An 18,880-nucleotide genomic window follows, 5' to 3' on the forward strand; every position below is an offset into this window, starting at 1 on the left:
CGACTTCCTCTCGTTCCAGAACGATAGAACGCCGCGGGCCGGCTTTGGTCCTTGATCACGATCAAATAACAGCGATCAGATCAGGATGATCTTGCCGTTCTCGACCCGGTGCGGAACGCCCGTCTTGCGGAACAGGCTGGCGATCTCGGCGGCGGGATCGGCCGCGCCCTGATCCAGCATCCGCTCGATGGTCTGCGCCAGCGACGGATCGCCCGAGACGCGGGTCAGGGCGTCCAGCCATTCAACACGGCTCAACACGCCGTCCTCACGGTTGGCGGCCAGCACCGGGCGCAGGAAGTCGAACCAGTCGCCCCCATCGCGCCGCGCCTGCGCCCCTTCCGCCGCCATGGCGAAGACGGCGCCACAGGCGTAGTAGGCTCGGTGCTCGCCCCGATCGCCCGCCTCGGCCACCGGCTTGCGGGCCAGGTCGATGCAGTCGTCCACCTCGGTCTGAAGTTCGGCGCGATCGTCATAGGCCGGGTCCAGCGCCTTCAGCGCGCGCACCGCCATCAGGTCGGCCCCGCCCTCGGTGATCCAGGCGTCGCGGGCGAACTGATAGCGCACCGCCTGCCCCAGCCAGAAGTGCGCGCTCTCATGCCCGATGAACCAGCGCGAGCGTTCCAGCACCTGCTGGCTGGGGTTCAGCACGCCCACGCCCTCGAACTTCATGACGATCAGGCCAGGCAGGACGCTGCCGCCCATGCTGGACAGACGCTCGGTCGGGCCGTTCCAGCTGACCATGACGGTCGAGGTCTCGCTGCCCACGCCCGGCGCGCCGAGACGACGCAGGTAGTAGTCCCCGACGTGGGGGGCGAAGCTGCGGATTTCCTCGCCGATCCACGGCGGCAGGTTCGGGTCGATGACCGTGGTCAGGCCCTCGCCCGGCGTCACCCGCGCCTGGCCCAGCAGGACATAGGAGCGCTCGCCCGTCGTGGTCAGATTGGCCTGACGCTTGCCGTTGAACAGCACCGGCCCGGCCGTGTCACGCCAGGTGACGGTGGAGGCCCCGCCTTCCAGATCGACGCCGTTCAGGTCTGCAGGCATGGCCTCGGCCGCTTCCACCGACGGCAGGGCGAAGACGTCGAACTGACGCGTCGGCAGGGCCACAGCGCCGTCCGAGAAGGTCAGCGTGCCGTACTCCGCCTCCAGATAGACCGACTTGGGCTTGAGCGAGAAACGGACGTGACGCGGCACGGGACCGCCATCCAGAGCGCGGATCACATCATAATGGCCGCGCCGTTCCATGACGACGCCGGGCGTCTCGACCGTCCACTGGGTCGGACGCCAGGGCTGGCGCACATCGGTCATCAGAGCCGAGTCCATGAAGGCCCAAACCTGTGCGTCGCGGTTGAAGACATAGTCCGCCGTCCACCGGTCGCCGTCGCGCACGACCTCGACCACCGGCGCGGCGCGCACGTCCCAGGTTCCTGGCGGCAGGGGCGCAGCGGCGCAGGCGCCCAGCAGGGCCGTGGCCAGGACGGTCGAGACGGCGAGGGCTTTCAGAGGCAAGGCGGAAACTCCGAACTGTTCAGCTTGAGCATAGGCGACGCAGCGCCCGCGTCAGCTTACGGTTTGCTCAGGATTGCGCCCGCTCTAGGGCGCGGCCCGCGGCCGCCAGCTCGCTCGCCATCACCGCCTTTAGGCGCTGCGGGGCCTCAATCGTCACCTGCTCGCCCCAGCTGAACAGGTGCCAGGCCAGTTCGCGCATGCCCGAGGCGCGGAACCGCACCACGACCGAACCATCCGCCTGGCCCTCAATGGTTTGCGTCGGGTGCCAGCGCCAGCCGCGCGCCTCGGCCGCGCCCTCGGGAGCGATGCGCAGCACCACCTCCTCGATCTCGTCCTGATAGATGCCGAAGGACTGACTGGCGAAGGCCGCCAGATCGAAGTCGGCTGGCGGCGCCGCCACCCCGTCGCCCGCCTCGACTGAGGTCATCCGGTCAAGACGGAAAGTCTGGATGCGCCCGCTCTCGCGGTCCGCCGCCACCAGATAATTGGCGCGCCCGAACATGATACCGCACGGAGCAACGCTGCGGCTGCGCGCCTCGGCCCCGGGTCGCGAATAGATGAAGCCCAGAGGTCGGCCCGCCAGCACCGCCCCACGAATCTCGGCCAGCACCGCCTCGTCCGCCGAGGGACGCGGCCCGGCTTGAACGGCGATGGTCTCGGCGCGGACCAGGGCCTCCAGATCGGGCGCGAGCCGGTTCAGGGTGGTCGAGCGCATCGCTGCCTTCACCTTACGCTCCAGCCCCTCCAGGGCCGCCGCCCGCCCCGCCTCGCCTGCGCCGCGCAATCCCGCCGCCGCCTTGGTCAACTCCAGCATCTCGGTCGCGGTCGGGGCCTGCTCAAAGGCCGACAGACCGCCGCGAATGCGCCAGCGCTTGGTCGGCGGGTCCGACACCTCCTCGACCTGCGGGAACAGCATCAGCACCGCGTCGCGCATCCGCTCGGCCGTACGCCGCCCGACCCGCAGCTGGCCCGCCATTTCGTTGAGCGTCAGGCCCTCGGCGCTGGCCGCCATGCCCCGCGCCAGGTCGATGACCATCGCCGCCTTGTCGTGCCGCAAGAAACTTCTCCACAGAGATACGTCCGAACCTGACGCAATGCTGTCGCATCCTCTCAACATCAGCAAGAGGCAATCGCTTCAGGAGATCACGACATGGCCTTCGCCCGCACCCCGACGGTTCAAAAGCCCGCCCGCAAGACCTTCGCCGACCGCTACATGATCGTGCCGTGCGAGGCCGAGGGCGACCTGGCCGTCATCTGGGACCGCCAGGAAGAACAGGTCGTGGACGTCATCTCAGCCTCGGCCAGCAGCCGTTACTCGGACGAGGACGCCCTGTGGGACGAGTTCCACGCCGCCCCGGCCGCCGCGGGCCACGACTGGCGCATGGCGGCCTGACGGAACCCGCAAAGCCTAACAGCGTTCGGCCTGAACTGACCCCTATGGTCACGCCAGCCGGGAAGTTGTTGATGACGTCGTCTCACACCGCCGCGCCTTCGCTCGAAGACATCGTGAAGTCGGCCCTCCACCGATCATGGTGGCTGTTGCTGCTGCGTGGGATCATCGCCGTCGCCTTCGGCGTCGCGACCTTCGTCTGGCCGCAGATCAGCCTGCTGAGCCTGATCCTCGTCTATGGAATCTACGCCGTGGCGGACGGCGTTCTGGCCCTGATCGCCGCCATTCGCGGCGGCGGCATCGCCCCGCGCTGGTGGCTGGCGCTGGGCGGGGTGGTCAGCATCCTGGCGGGCGGTCTGGCCTTCGTCTGGCCCGGCCTGACGGCCCTGGTCCTGGTCTATCTGATCGGCTTCTGGTCGATCATGCGCGGGATCATCGAGATCGTCGGCGCCATTCGCCTGCGCAAGGAAATCGCCAACGAGTGGACCCTGATCGCGGCGGGGGTCCTGTCGGTGATCTTCGGCCTGATCCTGGTCTTTGCGCCGGGCAGCGGGGCCATGGGCCTGCTGTGGCTGATCGCGGCCTGGGCCATCCTGTTTGGCGGCCTGCTGATCGTCCTCGCCTTCCGCGTCAGGAAGCTGGCGAAGGCGTAAAGTCCGCGTTGCGGGCGACGACGCGGGCGCGGATCTCGCCGCGCATCCGCTCCAGTTCGTCCGCGTCGATCAGACGACCGCGCAGCACCACGTCGGCGATGCGCCGCGTCGCCGACACGTCCTTGAGCGGGTCCGCCTCCAGCACCAGCAGATCCGCCGACTTGCCCGCCGCCACCGCGCCGTAGCGCTCTCCCTGGTTCAGGAAGCGCGGCCCGTCCACGACCGACCCCATCAGGGCCTCGCGCGACGTCAGCCCCAGCTTCACATAGAGCTCCAGCTCGTCGTGCAGCGAGAAGCCCGGATAGTTGAACGAGTTGAGGAAGCCCGCATCCGTCCCGGTCAGGATGGTCACACCCGCGTCGCGCAGCATGGGCAGGGTGCGGGCGGTGACGTCCTTGACGAAATGGCGGTCGGCCACCTGCTGCGGCGTCGCCTTGGCCGCCCGCTCGACGCGCCAGGCATAGGTGGCGCGGATGCCCGGCCCGACATAGGCCAGGCCGGCGTCGTGCGAGTGGTCGTCCAGATCGAGGTTCGCCAGCGTGGTCGAGCCGTAAAGGGTCGGCGACACCGCCGTGCCCAGTTCACGCAGCCGAGCATAAACGCGCCGCGCCGTCTCCACGTCGAAGGTGTCGGCATAGCGCCGCATGGTCTGGGCGTAGGTGTACTTGCCCGCCAGATAGTCGGCGGCGATGGCGGCCTCGTCCTTCGAGCCTGCTTTCATGGCGTAGTCGAGGTGTTCGATGGACGACAGACCCGCCTCGGCGGCCTCCAGCACGGTGATGCTGGCCGGGATGTGGGCCGAGGTCTTCATGCCCCGCTTCTTGGCCTCGCGCACGGCGTAGAGGAAGAGTTCGGGCTTCAGGGTGTTGTCGGTGATCTTGACGAAATCGACGCGCAGGGCCTGCAGTCGGTCCAGGGCGGCGTCGACATCGGCCTCGCTGCCCGTCTCGATCACGCCCTTCCAGACCGGGGCGATGCCCTCGATCTTGGGACCGGAGGTGAAGATGCGCGGGCTGTCGGGCGTCGGCGGGGCGTCGCGCCAGTCCAGCACCTGCTGCGCCAGGTCGCCCGCCGCGTCGCGCACCGCCACCACGCCGTTGACGACATAGAGGGGCATCAGCTCGGCGTTCTCGCCGATCAGGGTCTCGCCGCCGCCGAAGTGGACGTGCATGTCCCACAGGCCGGGCATGACGTAGCGGTCGCCGAGATCCTGCGTCCGCGCCGCGCGATAGCGGCTGGCCTGTCCCTCAGGGAGGACGGCGACGATGTCCCCGCCGCGCACGGCCACCAGTTGATCAGGGGTCGTCGTCCCCTTCTCGACGTCGACCACCGTGGCCGAGGTCAGCAGCAGGTCGATCGTCTCCACCGGGGTTTCAACGGCGGTCAGCGGCGCCGTGGCGCAGGCGGACAAGAGAGCGGCGGCGGCGATCAGGAAATGGCGCATGGCGTTCGCTATACGCGGGGCCCGCGCCCCGCAAGCCGATCAGGGATAGAGCCGCTTCATCTCTGCCACCGACCATTCGCACAGCTCACGCAGCACGCCCACGTCGATCTGATCCAAACGCTTGATGTAGAGGCAGGATACGCTGGTCGTGTGCGGTCCCAGCCGGTCCAGCAAATCGGTCTGCGCGGTGAATCCCGGCATGATGTAAACGGTCAGCGCCGCCTTGCGGGGCGAGAAACCGATGATGGGCCATTCGGCCGGCTTCCTGGTCGAGTTGACGTAGGTGTAGCGGCCGAAACCAACGATGGACGGCCCCCACAGGACCGGCGTCTCGCCCGTGATCTCGCGCATCAGGGCGCAGACGGCCAAGGCGTCCTCGCGTCGCCGCGCCGGTTCGACGGCGGCCAGAAAGTCCTCGACCGAGGCGTCGGTCGGCTGGGTCTTGAGGTCAGACACTCGGCGTCTCCACGGCATCCGCCGCCAGCCCCGGCGCCGTCGAACAACTGGCCAGGGTCCAGTCGCCCAGACTGCGCAACCTGCGCCAGGCCCCGGCGGGCGCCGCGATCTGCGGCTGATCCGGCCCCAGCATCAGGGGCCTCAGCCCCTGATCCGTCGCGATCTCGAGCTCCAGCTGAGCGCCCATATAGAAGGCCCAGATTTCGGTCGTCTCGACCAAGCGCCAGTCGCCCGCCTGGCCGGTCAACAGCCGGTAGTCGGTCGCCGCCTCGGACCCGCAGACGACCAGGCCGGGATCGCGCGCCATCGGTCGGAAATGCCCGCCCTCGGGATGGGGGCTCAGCGACAGGTTGGCGATGACTTCGTCGGCGCTGAAATCCATCTCCCCCTCCGCTGCCAAGGTCCATCAAGGGACAACTTCGAGCGCTTGATGGCCCTGTTCGCGGTCAGACTCAACGTCGCCGCGCCGCGCTTTAGCCACAAAACGCCGGTGTTCTAACGGTGAATTGGAGAGGCTTGGGGGATGTCATGCTGATCATGTTGCTGTCGCTTGCGCTGGCGCAATCGCCGCCCGCCAATGACCCGTGCGGCTATGACCGAGCCGCCATGATGGCCCAGCCAATACGTGATTTTGATCAGAATCCGTCGGGCTGGCGCATGGTCGCCAAATCACCGGGCTGCGAAGCTCAGGCCGCCGACCTGATCAAAGCCTACCGCCGCGCCAACTGGGCGGCGCACAAACCCGCCGAAATCCACACCAGCTATTGGCACGAGGGCCAGATGCGTGCGGCGGCGGGTCAGGACCAGGCGGCGATCCCCCTGCTGATGGCCGGGGTCAACCCCTACCCGCTTCACGGCAAGGAGATCTATGCCCAGGGGACGGTCGCCTTCCTCAACCGCGACCGGCGCGGCCTAGAAGACGCTCGCGCCCGCCTCGCCGCCCTGCCCGTGCCGCCGGACTGGAGTGAGATGCAGGCGGCGGCGGCCTCCCGAGACGTCACGCTGGCGTGGCCGCCGAACCTCGACATTCTCGACCGACTGCTGGCCTGTTTCGACCGCCCCTATAGCGAAGCCTATGGCGATTGTCGGCCCGAGACGTCCGCGCCCTAGAGCGCCTTCACGATCCCCTCGACCATCTTCTTGGCATCGGCGAACAGCATCATGGTGTTGTCGCGGAAGAAGAGTTCGTTCTCGACGCCGGCGTAACCCGCCGCCATGCCGCGCTTGATGAAGAGAACCGTCCCCGCCTTCTCCACGTCCAGCACCGGCATGCCGTAGATGGGCGATTGCGGGTCGGTCTTGGCGGCGGGGTTGGTAACGTCGTTGGCGCCGATGACGAAGGCCACGTCGGCGGAAGAGAACTCGGAGTTGATGTCCTCCAGCTCGAACACCTCGTCGTACGGCACGTTGGCCTCGGCCAGCAGGACGTTCATGTGGCCCGGCATCCGGCCCGCGACGGGGTGGATGGCGTACTTCACCTCGACGCCCTCTTCCTTCAGCTTGTCGGCCATTTCGCGAAGCGCGTGCTGGGCCTGGGCCACGGCCATGCCGTAGCCGGGGACGATGATGACCTTGGAGGCGTTCTTCATGATGAAGGCGGCGTCCTCGGCCGAGCCCTGCTTGACGGGGCGGGTTTCGACCCCGCCCGAGCCGCCGGCTGCGGCGGCGTCCCCACCGCCGAAGCCGCCCAGGATGACGCTGACGAAGCTGCGGTTCATGCCCTTGCACATGATGTAGCTAAGGATGGCTCCCGACGAGCCGACCAGGGCGCCGGTGATGATCAGGGCGATGTTTTCCAGCGTGAAGCCGAGCGCCGCCGCGGCCCAGCCGGAATAGGAGTTCAGCATCGACACCACGACGGGCATGTCGGCGCCGCCGATGGGGATGATCAGGGTCGCGCCCAAAATCAAGGCGATGGCGAAGACGCCCCAGAAGGCCCAGATCGCCGTGCCGCCAGTGCCGATCAAGACGCCGATCAGGAAGACCAGGGCCAGGGCCAGGCCGATGTTGATCAGGTGCCGCGCCGGCAGCAGGATGGGCGAGCCGCTCATCCGGCCATCAAGCTTGGCGAAGGCGATGACCGAGCCGGTGAAGGTGATGGCCCCGATGGCGACGCCCAGGCTCAGCTCGACGATCGACAGGGTCTTGATGCCGCCCTCGGCCGTCATGATGCCGAAGGCGTCGGGCGCATAGACGGCGCCGACCGCCACCAGACAGGCGGCCAGACCGACCAGGGAGTGGAAGGCCGCGACCAGTTGCGGCATCGCCGTCATCGGCACGCGCCTGGCGATCAGAGCGCCCGCGCCACCGCCGACCACGACGCCGCCGCCGATCAGGGCCAGGGTCATCAGGTCCAGCGCGCCGGACGTTCCCAGCGTCAGCAGGGTCACGCCGACGGCCACAGCCATGCCGATCATGCCGAGCGTATTGCCGCGACGGCTGGTCTCCGGGCTGGACAAGCCCCTGAGCGAGAGGATGAACAGGACCCCCGCGGCCAGATAGGCCAGCGCGGCTATGGATGCGTTCATCAGATCCCCTCCCCCAGGGTCATGTCAGTCGGTCATTTCAGATCAGAAGACGTTGACGACGGCCGGCGTCGCCGCGTCGCGAGTGCCGGCCGAGGTGGCCACGCCGTTCTTGACGACGGCGACGCCGACGCCGCCCTCGCCGCCCGTCTTGGTCAGGCGGCAGCTGCCGTTGTCGCTGGGCAGACGCCCGGCCATGCGGCCCGTGCCCGTGTGGTTGATGCGGTTCATGCGGATGCCGCGCACCGTCACGGGCGCGAACTGGCATTGCAGCGCCCAGGTCGCGCCCTGGGGCGCCGCGACGGACCAGTGCAGGCCGCCGTAAGGGTTCTGGCCGACCTCTTCGGTCTTCTGGGCCGAGGCGGCGCCCGAGGCGGCGACGGCGGCGGTCAGGACGGCGGCGAAAATCAGGGGGGTTTTCATCACGATTACTCTTAGGATTTGGTCAGACCTTGGGTGCGGGACAGTCGCCACAGCGCGGCGGCGATGAACAGCGGCCCCAGGAATATCATGGCCCAGTCGAAGACGGTCATCTCGCGGTTCTGGATGACGATGCGCGTCAGCACGGCGGCGAAGACCAGCACCACGCCGCAGTCCTGGAACCGCAGCCGACCGATGGGGTCCTTGACCCGCACCCAGCTCCAGATCCACAGGGCCACGCCCAGACCGGTGACGGCCCAGGAGACATAAAAGGCGAACAGAACCGGCGAGAAAATCACGAGGCCTTGGGCCTTTCCTTCTTCTTGTACATGGCCAGCATCCGTCGCGTGACCATGAAGCCGCCGAAGATGTTGACGCTGGCGAGCGTCACCGCCGCCACGCCCGCGCCCTTGGCGATCCAGGCGTTCGGACCAGCAGCCTCGGGGCTCAGCGCCGCTGCGGCGATCAGGCCGCCGACGATGATGACGCTGGAAATGGCGTTGGTCACGGCCATCAGCGGCGTGTGCAGCGCAGGCGTCACGCTCCACACCACATAATAGCCGACGAAGATCGCCAGCACGAAGATGGCCAGGCGGAAGACGGTGGGATCGACGTGTTCCATGTTCAGATCACCTTTCCTATGCGGTTCGAGGCGAGATTTTGAATACGGGTCACGACCCCGTCCATGTCGGCCTCGACCTCACGGGTCGATACCCTCAGCGTAACGTAGCCTTGGCCTTCAAACCACGCATCGCGCTTCAGATCGCGTAGCGCCACGTGCGTCAGATTGTGCACGTCGCCATCGACCTCGACCACCAGTGAGGCACGATGGCATATAAAGTCGGCCACATACGGACCAACCGGACCTTGACGCCGAAAGCGCACGGGCAGTTCGCGCAGGCGCTCCCACAATTTCGCTTCCGTCCAGGTCGGCTCGGCGCGCAAACGACGCGCGCGCTTAACCGTCCGTGTCGGCGTCCTATTCCGCTCAAAGCCCTCCCCCTCGATGGGGGAGGGTTGGGTGGGGGTGAAGGCAGACGGTTTCAAGATGGGTGAAGGCGACGCCTCACCAGTCTCGCCGGCGACGTCCGCGTTCACACCCCCATCCCCAACCCTTCCCCCATCGAGGGGGAAGGGAGCATATTCGCTGATCATCCCTTCACGCCTTCATGCACGACGGCCCCACCGTGCGTCACGACAGCGGCTTTGAGGATTTCGTCGTCCAGATCCAGCGTCACGACGCCCTCCTTCAGCATCAATCCGACGAAGGCGGTCAGGTTGCGCGCATAAAGGGCGCTGGCGTCCGCCGCGATCCGGCCCGGCAGGTTGGTGTAGCCGACGATGGACACGCCGTTCGCCGTGGTCACGACCTCGCCCGCCTTGGCGCCCGCGACGTTGCCGCCCGCCTCGACCGCCAGATCGATCAGGACCGAGCCGGGCTTCATCGACGCCACCTGTTCGGCGCTGACCAGCACCGGCGCCGCGCGGCCGGGGATCAGGGCCGTGGTGATGACGATGTCCTGCTTCTTGATGTGTTCGCCGGTCAGGGCAGCCTGCTTGGCCTGGTATTCCGGCGACATCGGCTTGGCGTAGCCGCCCGCCGTCTGGGCGTTCTTGAACTCTTCGTCCTCGACCGCCAGAAACTTGGCGCCCAGGCTTTCGACCTGTTCCTTGGTCGCCGGGCGCACGTCGGTGGCGGTGACCACCGCGCCCAGACGCCGGGCCGTAGCGATGGCCTGCAAGCCCGCCACGCCCACGCCCATGACGAAGACCTTGGCCGGGGCGACCGTGCCCGCCGCCGTCATCATCATCGGGAAGCCCTTGCCGAAGGCATAGGCCGCCTCGATCACCGCGCGGTAGCCGGCCAGATTGGCCTGGGACGACAACACGTCCATGACCTGGGCGCGGGTGATGCGCGGCACGAATTCCATGGCGAAGGCAGTGACGCCGGCGCCCTTCAGCGCTTCGACCGTGTCCTTCTCGCGATAGGCGTCCAGCATGGCGATAACGATGGCGCCAGGCTTGAGCGCGCTGGTTTCCTGCGCCGTTGGGCCGCGCACCTTCAGCACGATGTCGGCGCCCTCCAGCACTGCGCGGGTGTCGGGCTTCACCGTGGCCCCGGCCTCAGCGTAGTCGGCGTCGAGAATGGACGAGCCGATCCCCGTCCCGGCCTCGACCGAGACGGTCGCGCCGAGCGCGATCAGCTTCTTCACCGTCTCCGGCGTTACAGCGCAACGCGTTTCGCCTTCACGGCGCTCGCGGGTCACGGCGATGGCGACAGCCAAGCGAATCCCTCCCAAGTCCCCCAGAGCCCGAACGTTAGGACGAAGCCAAAGCGGGCGTCAAAGCGCAAATCGCCCCTTCGCCTGACAATTTGTTGCGGCGCGGGGGAAAATTCCACCCGTCAGCGCAAATTTCGACCTTTTCGCTCGCTGCATCGGACACGAAAAAGCCCGCCGGACGCGGGAGCCGGCGGGCTTTTCGAATACCGCAGCGCCGCAAGCGCGGCGGCGAACTCAGTGGGCGGGCTTGGAGCGCAGGGCGAAGAAGCCCGCCACGCACAGAACCGCCGCGCTGATGGCGCCAGCCATGAAGCCTGCCCCGACGGCGAACCAGACGGTCAGCAGGACCAGGATGGCGGCGGTCGCCAACGAGCCCCACTTGGCCAGGAAGAGGAAGAGGTGCCAGGTCGAGACCTGTTCCGAGATTTCCATCGTGCCGTGCACATAGGCGTGTTCGGCGTGGTCTGCGTGCTGGTCGGACATTCAGGTCTTCCGAAAAAGAGTCGAGATTTCGACGGCTCTTATAGCGACGCCCGCGCGGGGCTCAAGCCCGCGCGGCGCCTTGCTGCGTTCATGGCTAGGCCGACAGCGCCTCGAACTGATCGACCAGACGTTCCAGACGCCGGGTCCCGATGGTCCAGAAGGCCGGGTCGCGCGGGTTCAGACCGAAAGGCTTCAGCGCCTCGACATAGGTGTGGGCCCCGCCGCCCGACAGCAGGTCGCGATAGAGGGGCGTGAAGGCCTCAGGGTCCTTGGCGCGCGTCTCCATCAGGGCCGCGACCAGCAGGTCGCCGAAGGCGTAGGCGTAAACGTAGAAGGGCGAGTGGACGAAGTGGCTGACGTAGGCCCACCAGTTTTCATAGCCGGGGTTCAGCGTCACCGCCGGGCCGAGGCTGGCGCCCAGTTCCTCCATCCAGATCTCGCCTATGCGCTCGACCGAAACCTCGCCCGCCGCGCGCTCGTCGTGGAAGCGCGTCTCGAAGCGGTGGAAGGCGATCTGGCGCACCACCGTGTTCAGACCATCCTCGATGCGGCCCGCAAGAAGCGCGCGCTGGTCGGCAGGCGTCGCCTCGGCCAGAAGGCGGTCGAAGGTCAGCCCCTCGGCGAAGATGGAGGCGGTCTCGGCCAGCGTCAGCGGCGTGTCGGCCAGCAGGCTGCCCTGCGCCGCCGCCAGGGTCTGATGCACCCCGTGGCCCAGTTCGTGGGCCAGGGTCAGCAGGTCGCGCCGCTCGCCCATCCAGTTCAGGAAGACATAGGGGTGGCGGTCCGCCGTCACCGGGTGGGCATAGGCGCCGGACTGCTTGCCCGGTCGGGCCCTGGCGTCGATCCACGGCCGGTCGAAGAACCAGGCCGCGCGCTCGGCGAAGTCGCCGCCCAGGTCATTGAAGCTGGCCAGCACCACCTCGCGCGCCTGCGCCCAGTCATAGGTGCGCGGCGGCGTCGCCTCGATGGGGGCGTTGCGATCCCAGTGGTCCAGGGCCGTCTTGCCCATGGCCTTGGCTTTGAGCGCGTAATAGCGGTGCGAGATGCGCGGATAGGCTTCGGCCACGGCCTCGGCCATGGCGTCGACGCTCTCGCCGTCGACCTCGTTGCCCAGATGGCGGCTGTCGGCGGGGCGTTTGAAACCGCGCCACTTGTCCTCCAGCGCCTTGTCGGCGGCGACGGTGTTCATGACCATGGCCATGGTCTGGGCCTTGTCGGCGAAGGCTTTCGACAGGCCCTCGGCGGCGGACGCGCGCTTGGCGGCGTCGGCGTCGCTGAGGCGGTTCAGGGCTTCGGACAGGGTCAGGCTTTCGCCGTCGGCGTCGGCCCGCAGCGCCGCCAGGGTCTCGTCGAACAGGCGCGGCCACTGAGCCTGAATCGGGCCGCGCTCGGCGATGAAGGTTTCCAGCTCGGTGGACAGCTCGTGCGGCTTCATCGCCCGCACCCGGCGCAGCCAGGGCGACCAGCGCGCGGCGGCCGGATGGGCAGAAAGCGCCGCGGCGATCTCGGTCTCTTCCAGCTGGTTGATCTCCAGCGTCAGCCAGACGGTCGGGGTGGCGATGACCGTCATCTTCTCGCGGATATTGGCCTCGAAGCCCTGCGCCCCCGCATCGTCGCGCGCCGTCGAAGCGGCGAGGAAGGCGAAGGCGCCCAGACCGCCCATGACGTCCGCCGCCTGCTCGTACAGGGCGATGGTCTGATCCAGCGCCGCGCCCAGCGCCGCCGCGTCGCCGCGCTGGGCGATCAGCTTGCCCTGATAGGCATTCATCTGATCCACCAGAGCCTTGGCGCGCTCCAGGTCGGCGCCGATGCGCGCATCCTCGCGCGAGGCGTAGAGGTCGGACAGGTCCCACAGGGGGGCGTCGGCGAATTCGGTCATCTGGACGGGCGCGTTCATGCCCTTGGTTGTGGGGGCGCGGGCGGGCGGGCGCAACACCCAAGCCGCTCGTCCACTCCACACCCCGCTCATCCCGGCGAAGGCCGGGATCCAGATGCAAACGCTGCGGGTGGGAGTTGATGGCGAAAAACGCCATTCGCGTTCAGCGGCGCGCCTTACAATCTGGATCCCGGCCTTCGCCGGGATGAGCGGATTTGGGGCGGGACTTTCCATTCCTGCGAGTAAGCGCCAACCTGCCGACAAAGCTCAGGGGGCCACGCCATGACCGACCCGTTACACGACCAGACCGGCCGCGCCTCGCTGGACGGCGCGCGGGGACTGGCCGTCGCCCGCCTCAGCATCGGTCTGGCGCAGGGGCTGCTGCTCTATGGCCTCTATCGCAGCATGGCGACGCACGACGCCCTGACCTGGCCCGCGACCAACCCGCCGCTGTTCGCGGCCCTGGTTCTGGCCTGCGCCTTTACGCCGGTCATGCTGCTGGCGGGGGTCGGGCGGTTGTCGGTCAAGGCGCTCGCGATCTGGGGCGCGGTCGCCGCCGCGGTTCTGGCCCTGCTGGGCTGGCACGACGCGGCGCAACAGGCCAGCGACCACTTCCGCCCGCCCTATCTGCGCTTCCCCGTCGTCGCCTTCAGCGCCGCCGCCCTGTTCATCGCCCATCACCTGATCGTTCCGGCGGTCGCCCCGGCAGAGGGAAGGCGGCGCTGGATCGCCGACTTCGACGACTATTTCGACACGGCGTGGAAGGCGGGGGTGCAACTGGTCCTGTCGCTGGGCTTCACCGGGGCCTTCTGGCTGCTGCTGTTTCTGGGCGCGGCCCTGTTCCGCATCATCGGCCTCAGCTTCCTGTCCGACCTGATCGGCGAGGAATGGTTCGCCATTCCCGTCACCTGCCTGGTCTTCGCCATCGCCGTGCAGCTGACCGACGTGCGGGCGGGCCTGATCCGGGGCGTGCGGACCGTGGCCCTGATGCTGCTGTCCTGGCTGCTGCTGGTCATCACGGTTCTGGTGGCGGGCTTCCTTTTGGCCCTGCCCTTCACCGGGCTGGACGGATTGTGGAAGACGGGCAGCGCCACGGCCCTGGTGCTGTCGGCCGCCGCCGCCCTGATCATCCTGATCAACACCGCCTATCAGGACGGACGCGAAGATAACCTGCCGCCGGTGGTGCTGCGCGTGGCCGTGCGGGTCGCCGCCGTCCTGCTGACGCCGCTGATCCTGATCGCCGTCTGGGGCCTGAGCCTTCGCATCGGCCAGCATGGCCTGACCCCGGACCGGATCATCGCTGCGGCCTGCGCTCTGGTCGGCGTCATCTATGCGGCGGGCTATGGCTGGGCGGCGCTGTCGCCCTTCTGGAAGAAGACGGCGTGGATGAAGCCGCTGGAGCGCACCAATGTCGCCGCCGCCGTCCTGACCGTCGGCGTCATCCTGGCCCTGTTCAGCCCCCTGCTCGATCCCGCCCGCCTGTCGGTCGGGGACCAGGTCGCGCGGCTCAAGCGCGGCGCCGTCAGCCCGGCCGAGTTCGATTACGGCTTCCTGCGCTTCGATGCGGGCAAGGCCGGCCGCACCGCCCTCGCCGCACTGGCCAAGTCGTCAGACGCCCAGATCGCGCGTCGGGCCAAACAGGCGCAGGCGGCCGACAATCGCTATGATCTGAAGCAGACCGACGCGTCCATTCCGCCCCGCATACCCCGCATCGAGGCTTGGCCGGTCGACGCCGCCCTGCCGGCAGGCTTCGTGACGCCGGTACGACCCGGCGACCCCCGCTACTATTGCGAAGAGGCCGTCGCGTGCCTGGCGACCGCCCGCGACCTGAATGGCGACGGAAAGAACGAAGTCCTGCTGGCCGACAACTATCGCATCGCCCTGTTCGCACAGGGGGCCGATGGCGGCTGGAAGCATCAGGGCGACTATCGCATCGCCTACTGCGGCACAGGCCCCACCAATGTCCGCGACCTGCTGAAAGACTCGCAAACCGCACCCGTCGCATCCACCTGGCCGGACCTGACGACCGCGCGTGGAAGCGGTCGCTTCCAGCCGGAACAGGACTGCCCCAAACCTGCCGCCGTTAACCCCTGACTCAGTTCTCCGAAACCCGATCTTCACCCCCTGCCTGTTATAGGTGAGCTTCAAGCGAGCCGATCCCGAGCAACGAGGACGGCCGTGACGGTGATGTTAGGGTGTGTATCCAATGGCCAAGACCGTTCTGGTCGTCGATGATGATCCCACGCAGCGCCGCCTGATCCAGGCGGTGCTCGACCGCGAAGGCTATGCCGTCGTCCACGCCGAGAGCGGGGGCGAGGCGATCGACCGCCTGACCAAGGGCGGCGGCGCGGACGTGGTGCTGCTGGATCTGGTCATGCCGGGCCTTTCGGGTCTGGAGACCCTGGCGGAAATCCGCACGGCGGGCGTGGCCGTGCCGGTCATCGTCCTGACGGCCAACGGCGGCATCGAAACCGTGGTCAAGGCCATGCAGGCCGGGGCCCAGGACTTCTTCGTCAAGCCGGTCGGGCCTGAGCGCCTGCTGATCGGCGTGCGCAACGCCCTGCAACTGACGCAGCTTTCCGCCGAGATCGGTCGTCTGAAGAAACACGTCTCGGGCCGGACCTCGTTCGACGACATCGTCGGCGACAGCCCGCCGATGCGCATGGTCAAGGCTCTGGGCGTTCGCGCCGCCAAGTCCGGCATCCCGGTGCTGATCACCGGCGAGAGCGGCGTGGGCAAGGAAGTCATCGCCCGCGCCCTGCACGGCGCCTCGGACCGGTCGGGCAAGCCCTTCGTGGCCGTCAACTGCGGCGCCCTGCCCGCCAACCTGGTCGAGTCGATCCTGTTCGGTCACGAGAAGGGCAGCTTCACGGGCGCTACCGACAAGCACCTCGGCAAGTTCATGGAGGCCAACGGCGGCACCCTGTTCCTGGACGAGATCGGCGAGCTGCCGTTGGACATGCAGGTCAAGCTGCTGCGCGCCCTGCAAGAGGGCGAGATCGACCCGGTCGGTTCGAAGCGCGCGGTCAAGGTCGACGTCCGCATCGTCTCGGCCACTAATCGCGACCCGGCCCAGCAGGTCAAGGAAGGCGCCTTCCGCGAGGACCTGTTTTATCGCCTGAACGTCTTCCCGATCGAGGCCCCTGCCCTGCGCGAACGGCGCGAGGACATCCCGGCCCTGGTCGAGCACTTCATCGCCCGCTTCAATGTGGAAGAAGGCAAGCGCGTCGCCGGGTGCGCCGTCGAGACCATGGCCTTGCTGCAGGCCTTCGACTGGCCCGGCAATGTGCGCCAGCTGGAAAACGCCATCTATCGCGCCCTGGTCCTGGCCGATTCGCCCCTGTTGCAGCCGCACGACTTCCCGGCCATCTCGGGCGTCGCCATGCCGCTGACCTCGGGCGGCGTCATCTCGCACGACCGCGCCGAGACGCCTCAAAGCCACGACAACGGCGAAGCCCTGCCCGACAGCCCGGTCCGCATCATCGATGCGCGCGGCCATTTGCGCACGCTGGAAGAGATCGAACGCGACCTGATCCAGCACGCCATAGAGGTCTATTCCGGCCACATGAGCGAGATCGCCCGGCGCCTCGGCATCGGCCGCTCGACCCTGTACCGCAAGGTCCGCGAACAGGGGCTGGAAGAGCAGCTGAAGGAAGCGGGCTGAGGTTCGAAGGAACCTGATCCCGCAAGCTGAGCTTTACCTCTGGCCCCCTTGGGCTGGACGGAGGACGCCATGGCTATCGAAAGCGCATTTCGGCTGGACGGCGACGTCGCCATCGTCACCGGCGGCGCCGCCGGGATCGGGCGCGGCATCGCCGAGACCTTTGCGCAGGCCGGGGCCGCCGTGGTCGTGACTGACCTGAACAAGGACGGCGCCGACGCGGTGGCCGAGGGCATCGTGGCGTCGGGCGGCCGGGCCATCGCCCTGGAATGCAACGTCACAGACGAGGCCCAGCGACAGGCCGCGATTGACGCCGCGCTTCAGGCCTTCGGCAAGATCACCCTTCTGGCCAACAACGCCGGCGGCGGCGGACCCAAGCCTTTCGACATGCCGATGCGCGATTTCGAATGGGCGTTTCAGCTCAACGTCTTCGCCATGTTCCGCTTCATGCAGATGGTCGCGCCCCACATGGAGCAGGCGGGCGGCGGGGCGATCCTGAACATTTCCTCGATGGCCGGCGAGAACAAGAACAGCCGCATGGCCTCCTATGGATCGTCCAAGGCGGCGGTCAATCACCTGACCCGCAACGTCGCCTTCGACCTGGGTCCCAAGGGCATCCGCGTCAACGCCATCGCGCCGGGGGCCATCAAGACCCACGCCCTGTCCACCGTCCTGACGCCCGAGATCGAAAAGGCCATGCTGAAGCACACGCCGCTGGGTCGTTTGGGCCAGCCGCAGGACATCGCCAACGCCGCCCTCTTCCTGTGCTCGCCCGCCGCATCGTGGGTCAGCGGACAGGTCCTGACGGTTTCCGGCGGCGGGGTTCAGGAACTGGACTGAAGCCGTGCTAGACTGTCGGCATGAGCGACCACCACGACGACCAGTCCCCCGCCCCGGCGGAAACCGCGCCGACCGAAACCCCGATCCAGCGCGCCCTGCGTGAAAAGCAGGAAGCCATCGCCGCCCGCGCCAAGCCCCCGCGCGGCGGCCGCTTCCAGCGCGAACAGGCCGCCCGCGTCAAAAGCGGGGCCGTGCGGCCGTGGAGCACCAAGTAGGGGCCGGCGCGAAGCCGACGGCCCCAAGGGTGGGCTATTCGACGCGACGCCAATATGCGGTGAACGACATACCTATCGGATTGTCATTCCTATCCCGCCTAAAACTCGATTTTTGGCCAATGAATTGAAGACGCTGATCCGTGGCGCCTTCTTGTAGCTCGCGCCACGAAAGCACGCTCAACAATGCACTGTTTTCTTCGCGCGACAGGTTCGCGCGGCTAACGCCACGCGCTTCGCAAAGAGAAGCTGTGCAAATTATGTCGAGTTTCGCGATCGCCTCGGCAAAGGCCGGAGTGCGACGATAGACGCTAGAAAGCGCGGCCTCAGTGCCGGCGGACCATGCCGGGTCAGCTACACCCGCAGCCATCTCAGCGTGAAGAGCGCTGAAATCGGGAGTAGCAGCGGAGGTTGTTTTTTCAGAATAAAGAACCGGCTTTGGTGCGGCGGTCTCTGCACCAGTAGTCTGATAAGCAAACATCACAACTGCGATGAGGCCTGTGGCTGCTAGCATTGAAATTTTCCATCGTCGGTGAAGCGATGCGCGAAGAAGCGCACCTGGACGATTAGTTTCTGCACAGCGAGCGCGCGTTTCACTTAGACCAATTTCCTCGTGACGATTTTCTTGTGCTGCGACTATCCGAGCGATCTCGCGACTGCTGCTTATGCCCGTTTTCCGTCGAGCAGAGCGAAAGCGCTCATTTACTGCTGCCTCAGACATACCTCTGATAGACGCGATGGATTTGGCAGTATGCCCCTGCCCCAAAAGCGAAAGGAGATCTCGCTCGGTGTCGCTCAGGCGAGCAACCTGATCTCTATCATTGTGCTTCATGGCCTCTGACGCCCCCCACCTGTGCATCCGCTCGCGAACAAGGCGCCAAACCAGCCTCAGTCTCGGTCTGCCCTGCTCACATACTGCGTTCAGACCCCGAAATCGCAAGGGGCCGAAAGCGGAGATCCCTAGGGCGGCGTTTTCTTCCCTTTCGTCATCCTACGGCAAGCCGCCTCTTGGCGGCGCAGACCGGGGGACCCAGCGGCGCGCGAGAGCGCGAACCTGTCGCGCAGACGATGGTCAACATTTCTCGTGAACAGATCGCCTTCGGCGCCGCTGGGTCCCCCGGTCTCACTG

21 protein-coding genes are annotated in these 18,880 nt (G+C 67.4%); 7 read left to right on the forward strand and 14 right to left on the reverse strand.

Going from position 1 to position 18,880, the window contains the following annotated elements; translation table 11 throughout:
* Positions 1-75: 75 nt before the first annotated feature.
* Together HNP51_RS13050 and HNP51_RS13055 are read right to left on the reverse strand one after the other, a co-directional pair.
* Positions 76-1,509: a hypothetical protein gene (locus HNP51_RS13050; protein WP_184271192.1), complete on the reverse strand. Its 1,434-nt coding sequence runs from the start codon at positions 1,507-1,509 to the stop codon at positions 76-78.
* A 67-nt stretch (positions 1,510-1,576) separates the two neighbouring features.
* Positions 1,577-2,566, reverse strand: a complete 990-nt coding sequence (locus tag HNP51_RS13055) for a YafY family protein (RefSeq protein WP_260398488.1) — start codon at positions 2,564-2,566, stop codon at positions 1,577-1,579.
* A gap of 93 nt (positions 2,567-2,659) precedes the next feature.
* On the opposite strand from HNP51_RS13055, the gene HNP51_RS13060 reads away from it, so the two are divergent.
* Positions 2,660-2,902, forward strand: coding sequence for a hypothetical protein (locus HNP51_RS13060; RefSeq protein WP_184271193.1), 243 nt, complete (start codon positions 2,660-2,662; stop codon positions 2,900-2,902).
* Between the two features lie 71 nt (positions 2,903-2,973).
* Positions 2,974-3,552 (forward strand): HdeD family acid-resistance protein, encoded by a 579-nt coding sequence (locus tag HNP51_RS13065; protein WP_184271196.1) that lies wholly within the window; start codon positions 2,974-2,976, stop codon positions 3,550-3,552.
* Here the strand turns inward: HNP51_RS13065 and HNP51_RS13070 are convergent.
* Genes HNP51_RS13070 through HNP51_RS13080 form a run of 3 tightly spaced genes read right to left on the reverse strand, consistent with a single transcriptional unit; the run spans position 3,530 to position 5,834 of the window.
* Positions 3,530-4,996, reverse strand: a complete 1,467-nt coding sequence (locus tag HNP51_RS13070; RefSeq protein WP_184271199.1) for an amidohydrolase family protein — start codon at positions 4,994-4,996, stop codon at positions 3,530-3,532. The two genes, HNP51_RS13065 and HNP51_RS13070, sit on opposite strands and share 23 nt — an antisense overlap.
* A 39-nt stretch (positions 4,997-5,035) precedes the next feature.
* Positions 5,036-5,452, reverse strand: coding sequence for a DUF1801 domain-containing protein (locus HNP51_RS13075; protein WP_184271202.1), 417 nt, complete (start codon positions 5,450-5,452; stop codon positions 5,036-5,038).
* On the reverse strand, positions 5,445-5,834 hold the full coding sequence (locus tag HNP51_RS13080) for a cupin domain-containing protein (protein ID WP_184271205.1): 390 nt from the start codon (positions 5,832-5,834) through the stop codon (positions 5,445-5,447). Before HNP51_RS13080 ends, HNP51_RS13075 begins: the two co-directional genes overlap by 8 nt.
* Positions 5,835-5,980: 146 nt before the next feature.
* On the opposite strand from HNP51_RS13080, the gene HNP51_RS13085 reads away from it, so the two are divergent.
* Positions 5,981-6,562 (forward strand): hypothetical protein, encoded by a 582-nt coding sequence (locus tag HNP51_RS13085; protein ID WP_184271208.1) that lies wholly within the window; start codon positions 5,981-5,983, stop codon positions 6,560-6,562.
* Here the strand turns inward: HNP51_RS13085 and HNP51_RS13090 are convergent.
* The 8 genes from HNP51_RS13090 to HNP51_RS13125 form a co-directional block, all read right to left on the reverse strand.
* The gene (locus tag HNP51_RS13090) at positions 6,559-7,980 is read right to left on the reverse strand and encodes an NAD(P)(+) transhydrogenase (Re/Si-specific) subunit beta (RefSeq protein ID WP_184271211.1); all 1,422 of its coding nucleotides are present in this window, start codon (positions 7,978-7,980) and stop codon (positions 6,559-6,561) included. The genes HNP51_RS13085 and HNP51_RS13090 overlap by 4 nt on opposite strands.
* A gap of 42 nt (positions 7,981-8,022) precedes the next feature.
* A complete protein-coding gene (locus HNP51_RS13095) occupies positions 8,023-8,400 on the reverse strand; it encodes a hypothetical protein (RefSeq protein ID WP_184271214.1) in 378 nt (125 codons plus the stop codon).
* An 11-nt stretch (positions 8,401-8,411) separates the two neighbouring features.
* Entirely contained in the window at positions 8,412-8,696 is a 285-nt protein-coding gene (locus HNP51_RS13100) for a hypothetical protein (RefSeq protein WP_184271217.1), read from the reverse strand.
* The gene (locus HNP51_RS13105; RefSeq protein WP_114818003.1) at positions 8,693-9,019 is read right to left on the reverse strand and encodes an NAD(P) transhydrogenase subunit alpha; all 327 of its coding nucleotides are present in this window, start codon (positions 9,017-9,019) and stop codon (positions 8,693-8,695) included. Before HNP51_RS13105 ends, HNP51_RS13100 begins: the two co-directional genes overlap by 4 nt.
* A 2-nt stretch (positions 9,020-9,021) precedes the next feature.
* A complete protein-coding gene (locus HNP51_RS13110) occupies positions 9,022-9,495 on the reverse strand; it encodes an endonuclease domain-containing protein (protein WP_221415909.1) in 474 nt (157 codons plus the stop codon).
* Positions 9,496-9,548: 53 nt separating this feature from the next.
* A complete protein-coding gene (locus HNP51_RS13115) occupies positions 9,549-10,682 on the reverse strand; it encodes a Re/Si-specific NAD(P)(+) transhydrogenase subunit alpha (RefSeq protein ID WP_184271223.1) in 1,134 nt (377 codons plus the stop codon).
* 231 nt (positions 10,683-10,913) lie between these two features.
* On the reverse strand, positions 10,914-11,162 hold the full coding sequence (locus tag HNP51_RS13120) for an aa3-type cytochrome c oxidase subunit IV (protein ID WP_184271226.1): 249 nt from the start codon (positions 11,160-11,162) through the stop codon (positions 10,914-10,916).
* Positions 11,163-11,256: 94 nt separating this feature from the next.
* Positions 11,257-13,059, reverse strand: coding sequence for a M3 family oligoendopeptidase (locus HNP51_RS13125; RefSeq protein ID WP_184271573.1), 1,803 nt, complete (start codon positions 13,057-13,059; stop codon positions 11,257-11,259).
* A 261-nt stretch (positions 13,060-13,320) separates the two neighbouring features.
* Between HNP51_RS13125 and HNP51_RS13130 the strand changes: the two genes are divergently transcribed.
* The 4 genes from HNP51_RS13130 to HNP51_RS13145 all read left to right on the forward strand — a co-directional run bounded on the left by HNP51_RS13130 (position 13,321) and on the right by HNP51_RS13145 (position 17,754).
* Positions 13,321-15,132: a DUF4153 domain-containing protein gene (locus tag HNP51_RS13130; RefSeq protein ID WP_184271229.1), complete on the forward strand. Its 1,812-nt coding sequence runs from the start codon at positions 13,321-13,323 to the stop codon at positions 15,130-15,132.
* A gap of 112 nt (positions 15,133-15,244) precedes the next feature.
* The gene (locus tag HNP51_RS13135) at positions 15,245-16,702 is read left to right on the forward strand and encodes a sigma-54 dependent transcriptional regulator (protein WP_184271232.1); all 1,458 of its coding nucleotides are present in this window, start codon (positions 15,245-15,247) and stop codon (positions 16,700-16,702) included.
* A 69-nt stretch (positions 16,703-16,771) separates the two neighbouring features.
* On the forward strand, positions 16,772-17,539 hold the full coding sequence (hdhA, locus tag HNP51_RS13140) for a 7-alpha-hydroxysteroid dehydrogenase (RefSeq protein ID WP_184271236.1): 768 nt from the start codon (positions 16,772-16,774) through the stop codon (positions 17,537-17,539).
* 20 nt (positions 17,540-17,559) lie between these two features.
* Positions 17,560-17,754, forward strand: coding sequence for a hypothetical protein (locus tag HNP51_RS13145; protein ID WP_184271239.1), 195 nt, complete (start codon positions 17,560-17,562; stop codon positions 17,752-17,754).
* Between the two features lie 34 nt (positions 17,755-17,788).
* On the opposite strand, the gene HNP51_RS13150 is transcribed toward HNP51_RS13145, so the two are convergent.
* The gene (locus tag HNP51_RS13150) at positions 17,789-18,583 is read right to left on the reverse strand and encodes a helix-turn-helix transcriptional regulator (RefSeq protein ID WP_221415910.1); all 795 of its coding nucleotides are present in this window, start codon (positions 18,581-18,583) and stop codon (positions 17,789-17,791) included.
* Positions 18,584-18,880 lie beyond the last annotated feature (297 nt).

This window comes from Brevundimonas bullata (assembly GCF_014207965.1).
In the GTDB taxonomy this organism is placed as follows: domain Bacteria; phylum Pseudomonadota; class Alphaproteobacteria; order Caulobacterales; family Caulobacteraceae; genus Brevundimonas; species Brevundimonas bullata_A.

Bases quoted from the DNA above. Each gene is read 5' to 3' on its own strand.
- HNP51_RS13095 (WP_184271214.1), bottom strand. From the start codon at position 8,400: ATGAAAACCCCCCTGATTTTCGCCGCCGTCCTGACCGCCGCCGTCGCC.
- HNP51_RS13080 (WP_184271205.1), bottom strand. From the start codon at position 5,834: ATGGATTTCAGCGCCGACGAAGTCATCGCCAACCTGTCGCTGAGCCCC.
- HNP51_RS13060 (WP_184271193.1), top strand. From the start codon at position 2,660: ATGGCCTTCGCCCGCACCCCGACGGTTCAAAAGCCCGCCCGCAAGACC.
- HNP51_RS13135 (WP_184271232.1), top strand. From the start codon at position 15,245: ATGGCCAAGACCGTTCTGGTCGTCGATGATGATCCCACGCAGCGCCGC.
- HNP51_RS13130 (WP_184271229.1), top strand. From the start codon at position 13,321: ATGACCGACCCGTTACACGACCAGACCGGCCGCGCCTCGCTGGACGGC.
- HNP51_RS13105 (WP_114818003.1), bottom strand. From the start codon at position 9,019: ATGGAACACGTCGATCCCACCGTCTTCCGCCTGGCCATCTTCGTGCTG.
- HNP51_RS13065 (WP_184271196.1), top strand. From the start codon at position 2,974: ATGACGTCGTCTCACACCGCCGCGCCTTCGCTCGAAGACATCGTGAAG.
- HNP51_RS13125 (WP_184271573.1), bottom strand. From the start codon at position 13,059: ATGAACGCGCCCGTCCAGATGACCGAATTCGCCGACGCCCCCCTGTGG.
- HNP51_RS13145 (WP_184271239.1), top strand. From the start codon at position 17,560: ATGAGCGACCACCACGACGACCAGTCCCCCGCCCCGGCGGAAACCGCG.
- HNP51_RS13070 (WP_184271199.1), bottom strand. From the start codon at position 4,996: ATGCGCCATTTCCTGATCGCCGCCGCCGCTCTCTTGTCCGCCTGCGCC.
- HNP51_RS13085 (WP_184271208.1), top strand. From the start codon at position 5,981: ATGCTGATCATGTTGCTGTCGCTTGCGCTGGCGCAATCGCCGCCCGCC.
- HNP51_RS13120 (WP_184271226.1), bottom strand. From the start codon at position 11,162: ATGTCCGACCAGCACGCAGACCACGCCGAACACGCCTATGTGCACGGC.
- HNP51_RS13150 (WP_221415910.1), bottom strand. From the start codon at position 18,583: ATGAAGCACAATGATAGAGATCAGGTTGCTCGCCTGAGCGACACCGAG.
- HNP51_RS13090 (WP_184271211.1), bottom strand. From the start codon at position 7,980: ATGAACGCATCCATAGCCGCGCTGGCCTATCTGGCCGCGGGGGTCCTG.
- hdhA (WP_184271236.1), top strand. From the start codon at position 16,772: ATGGCTATCGAAAGCGCATTTCGGCTGGACGGCGACGTCGCCATCGTC.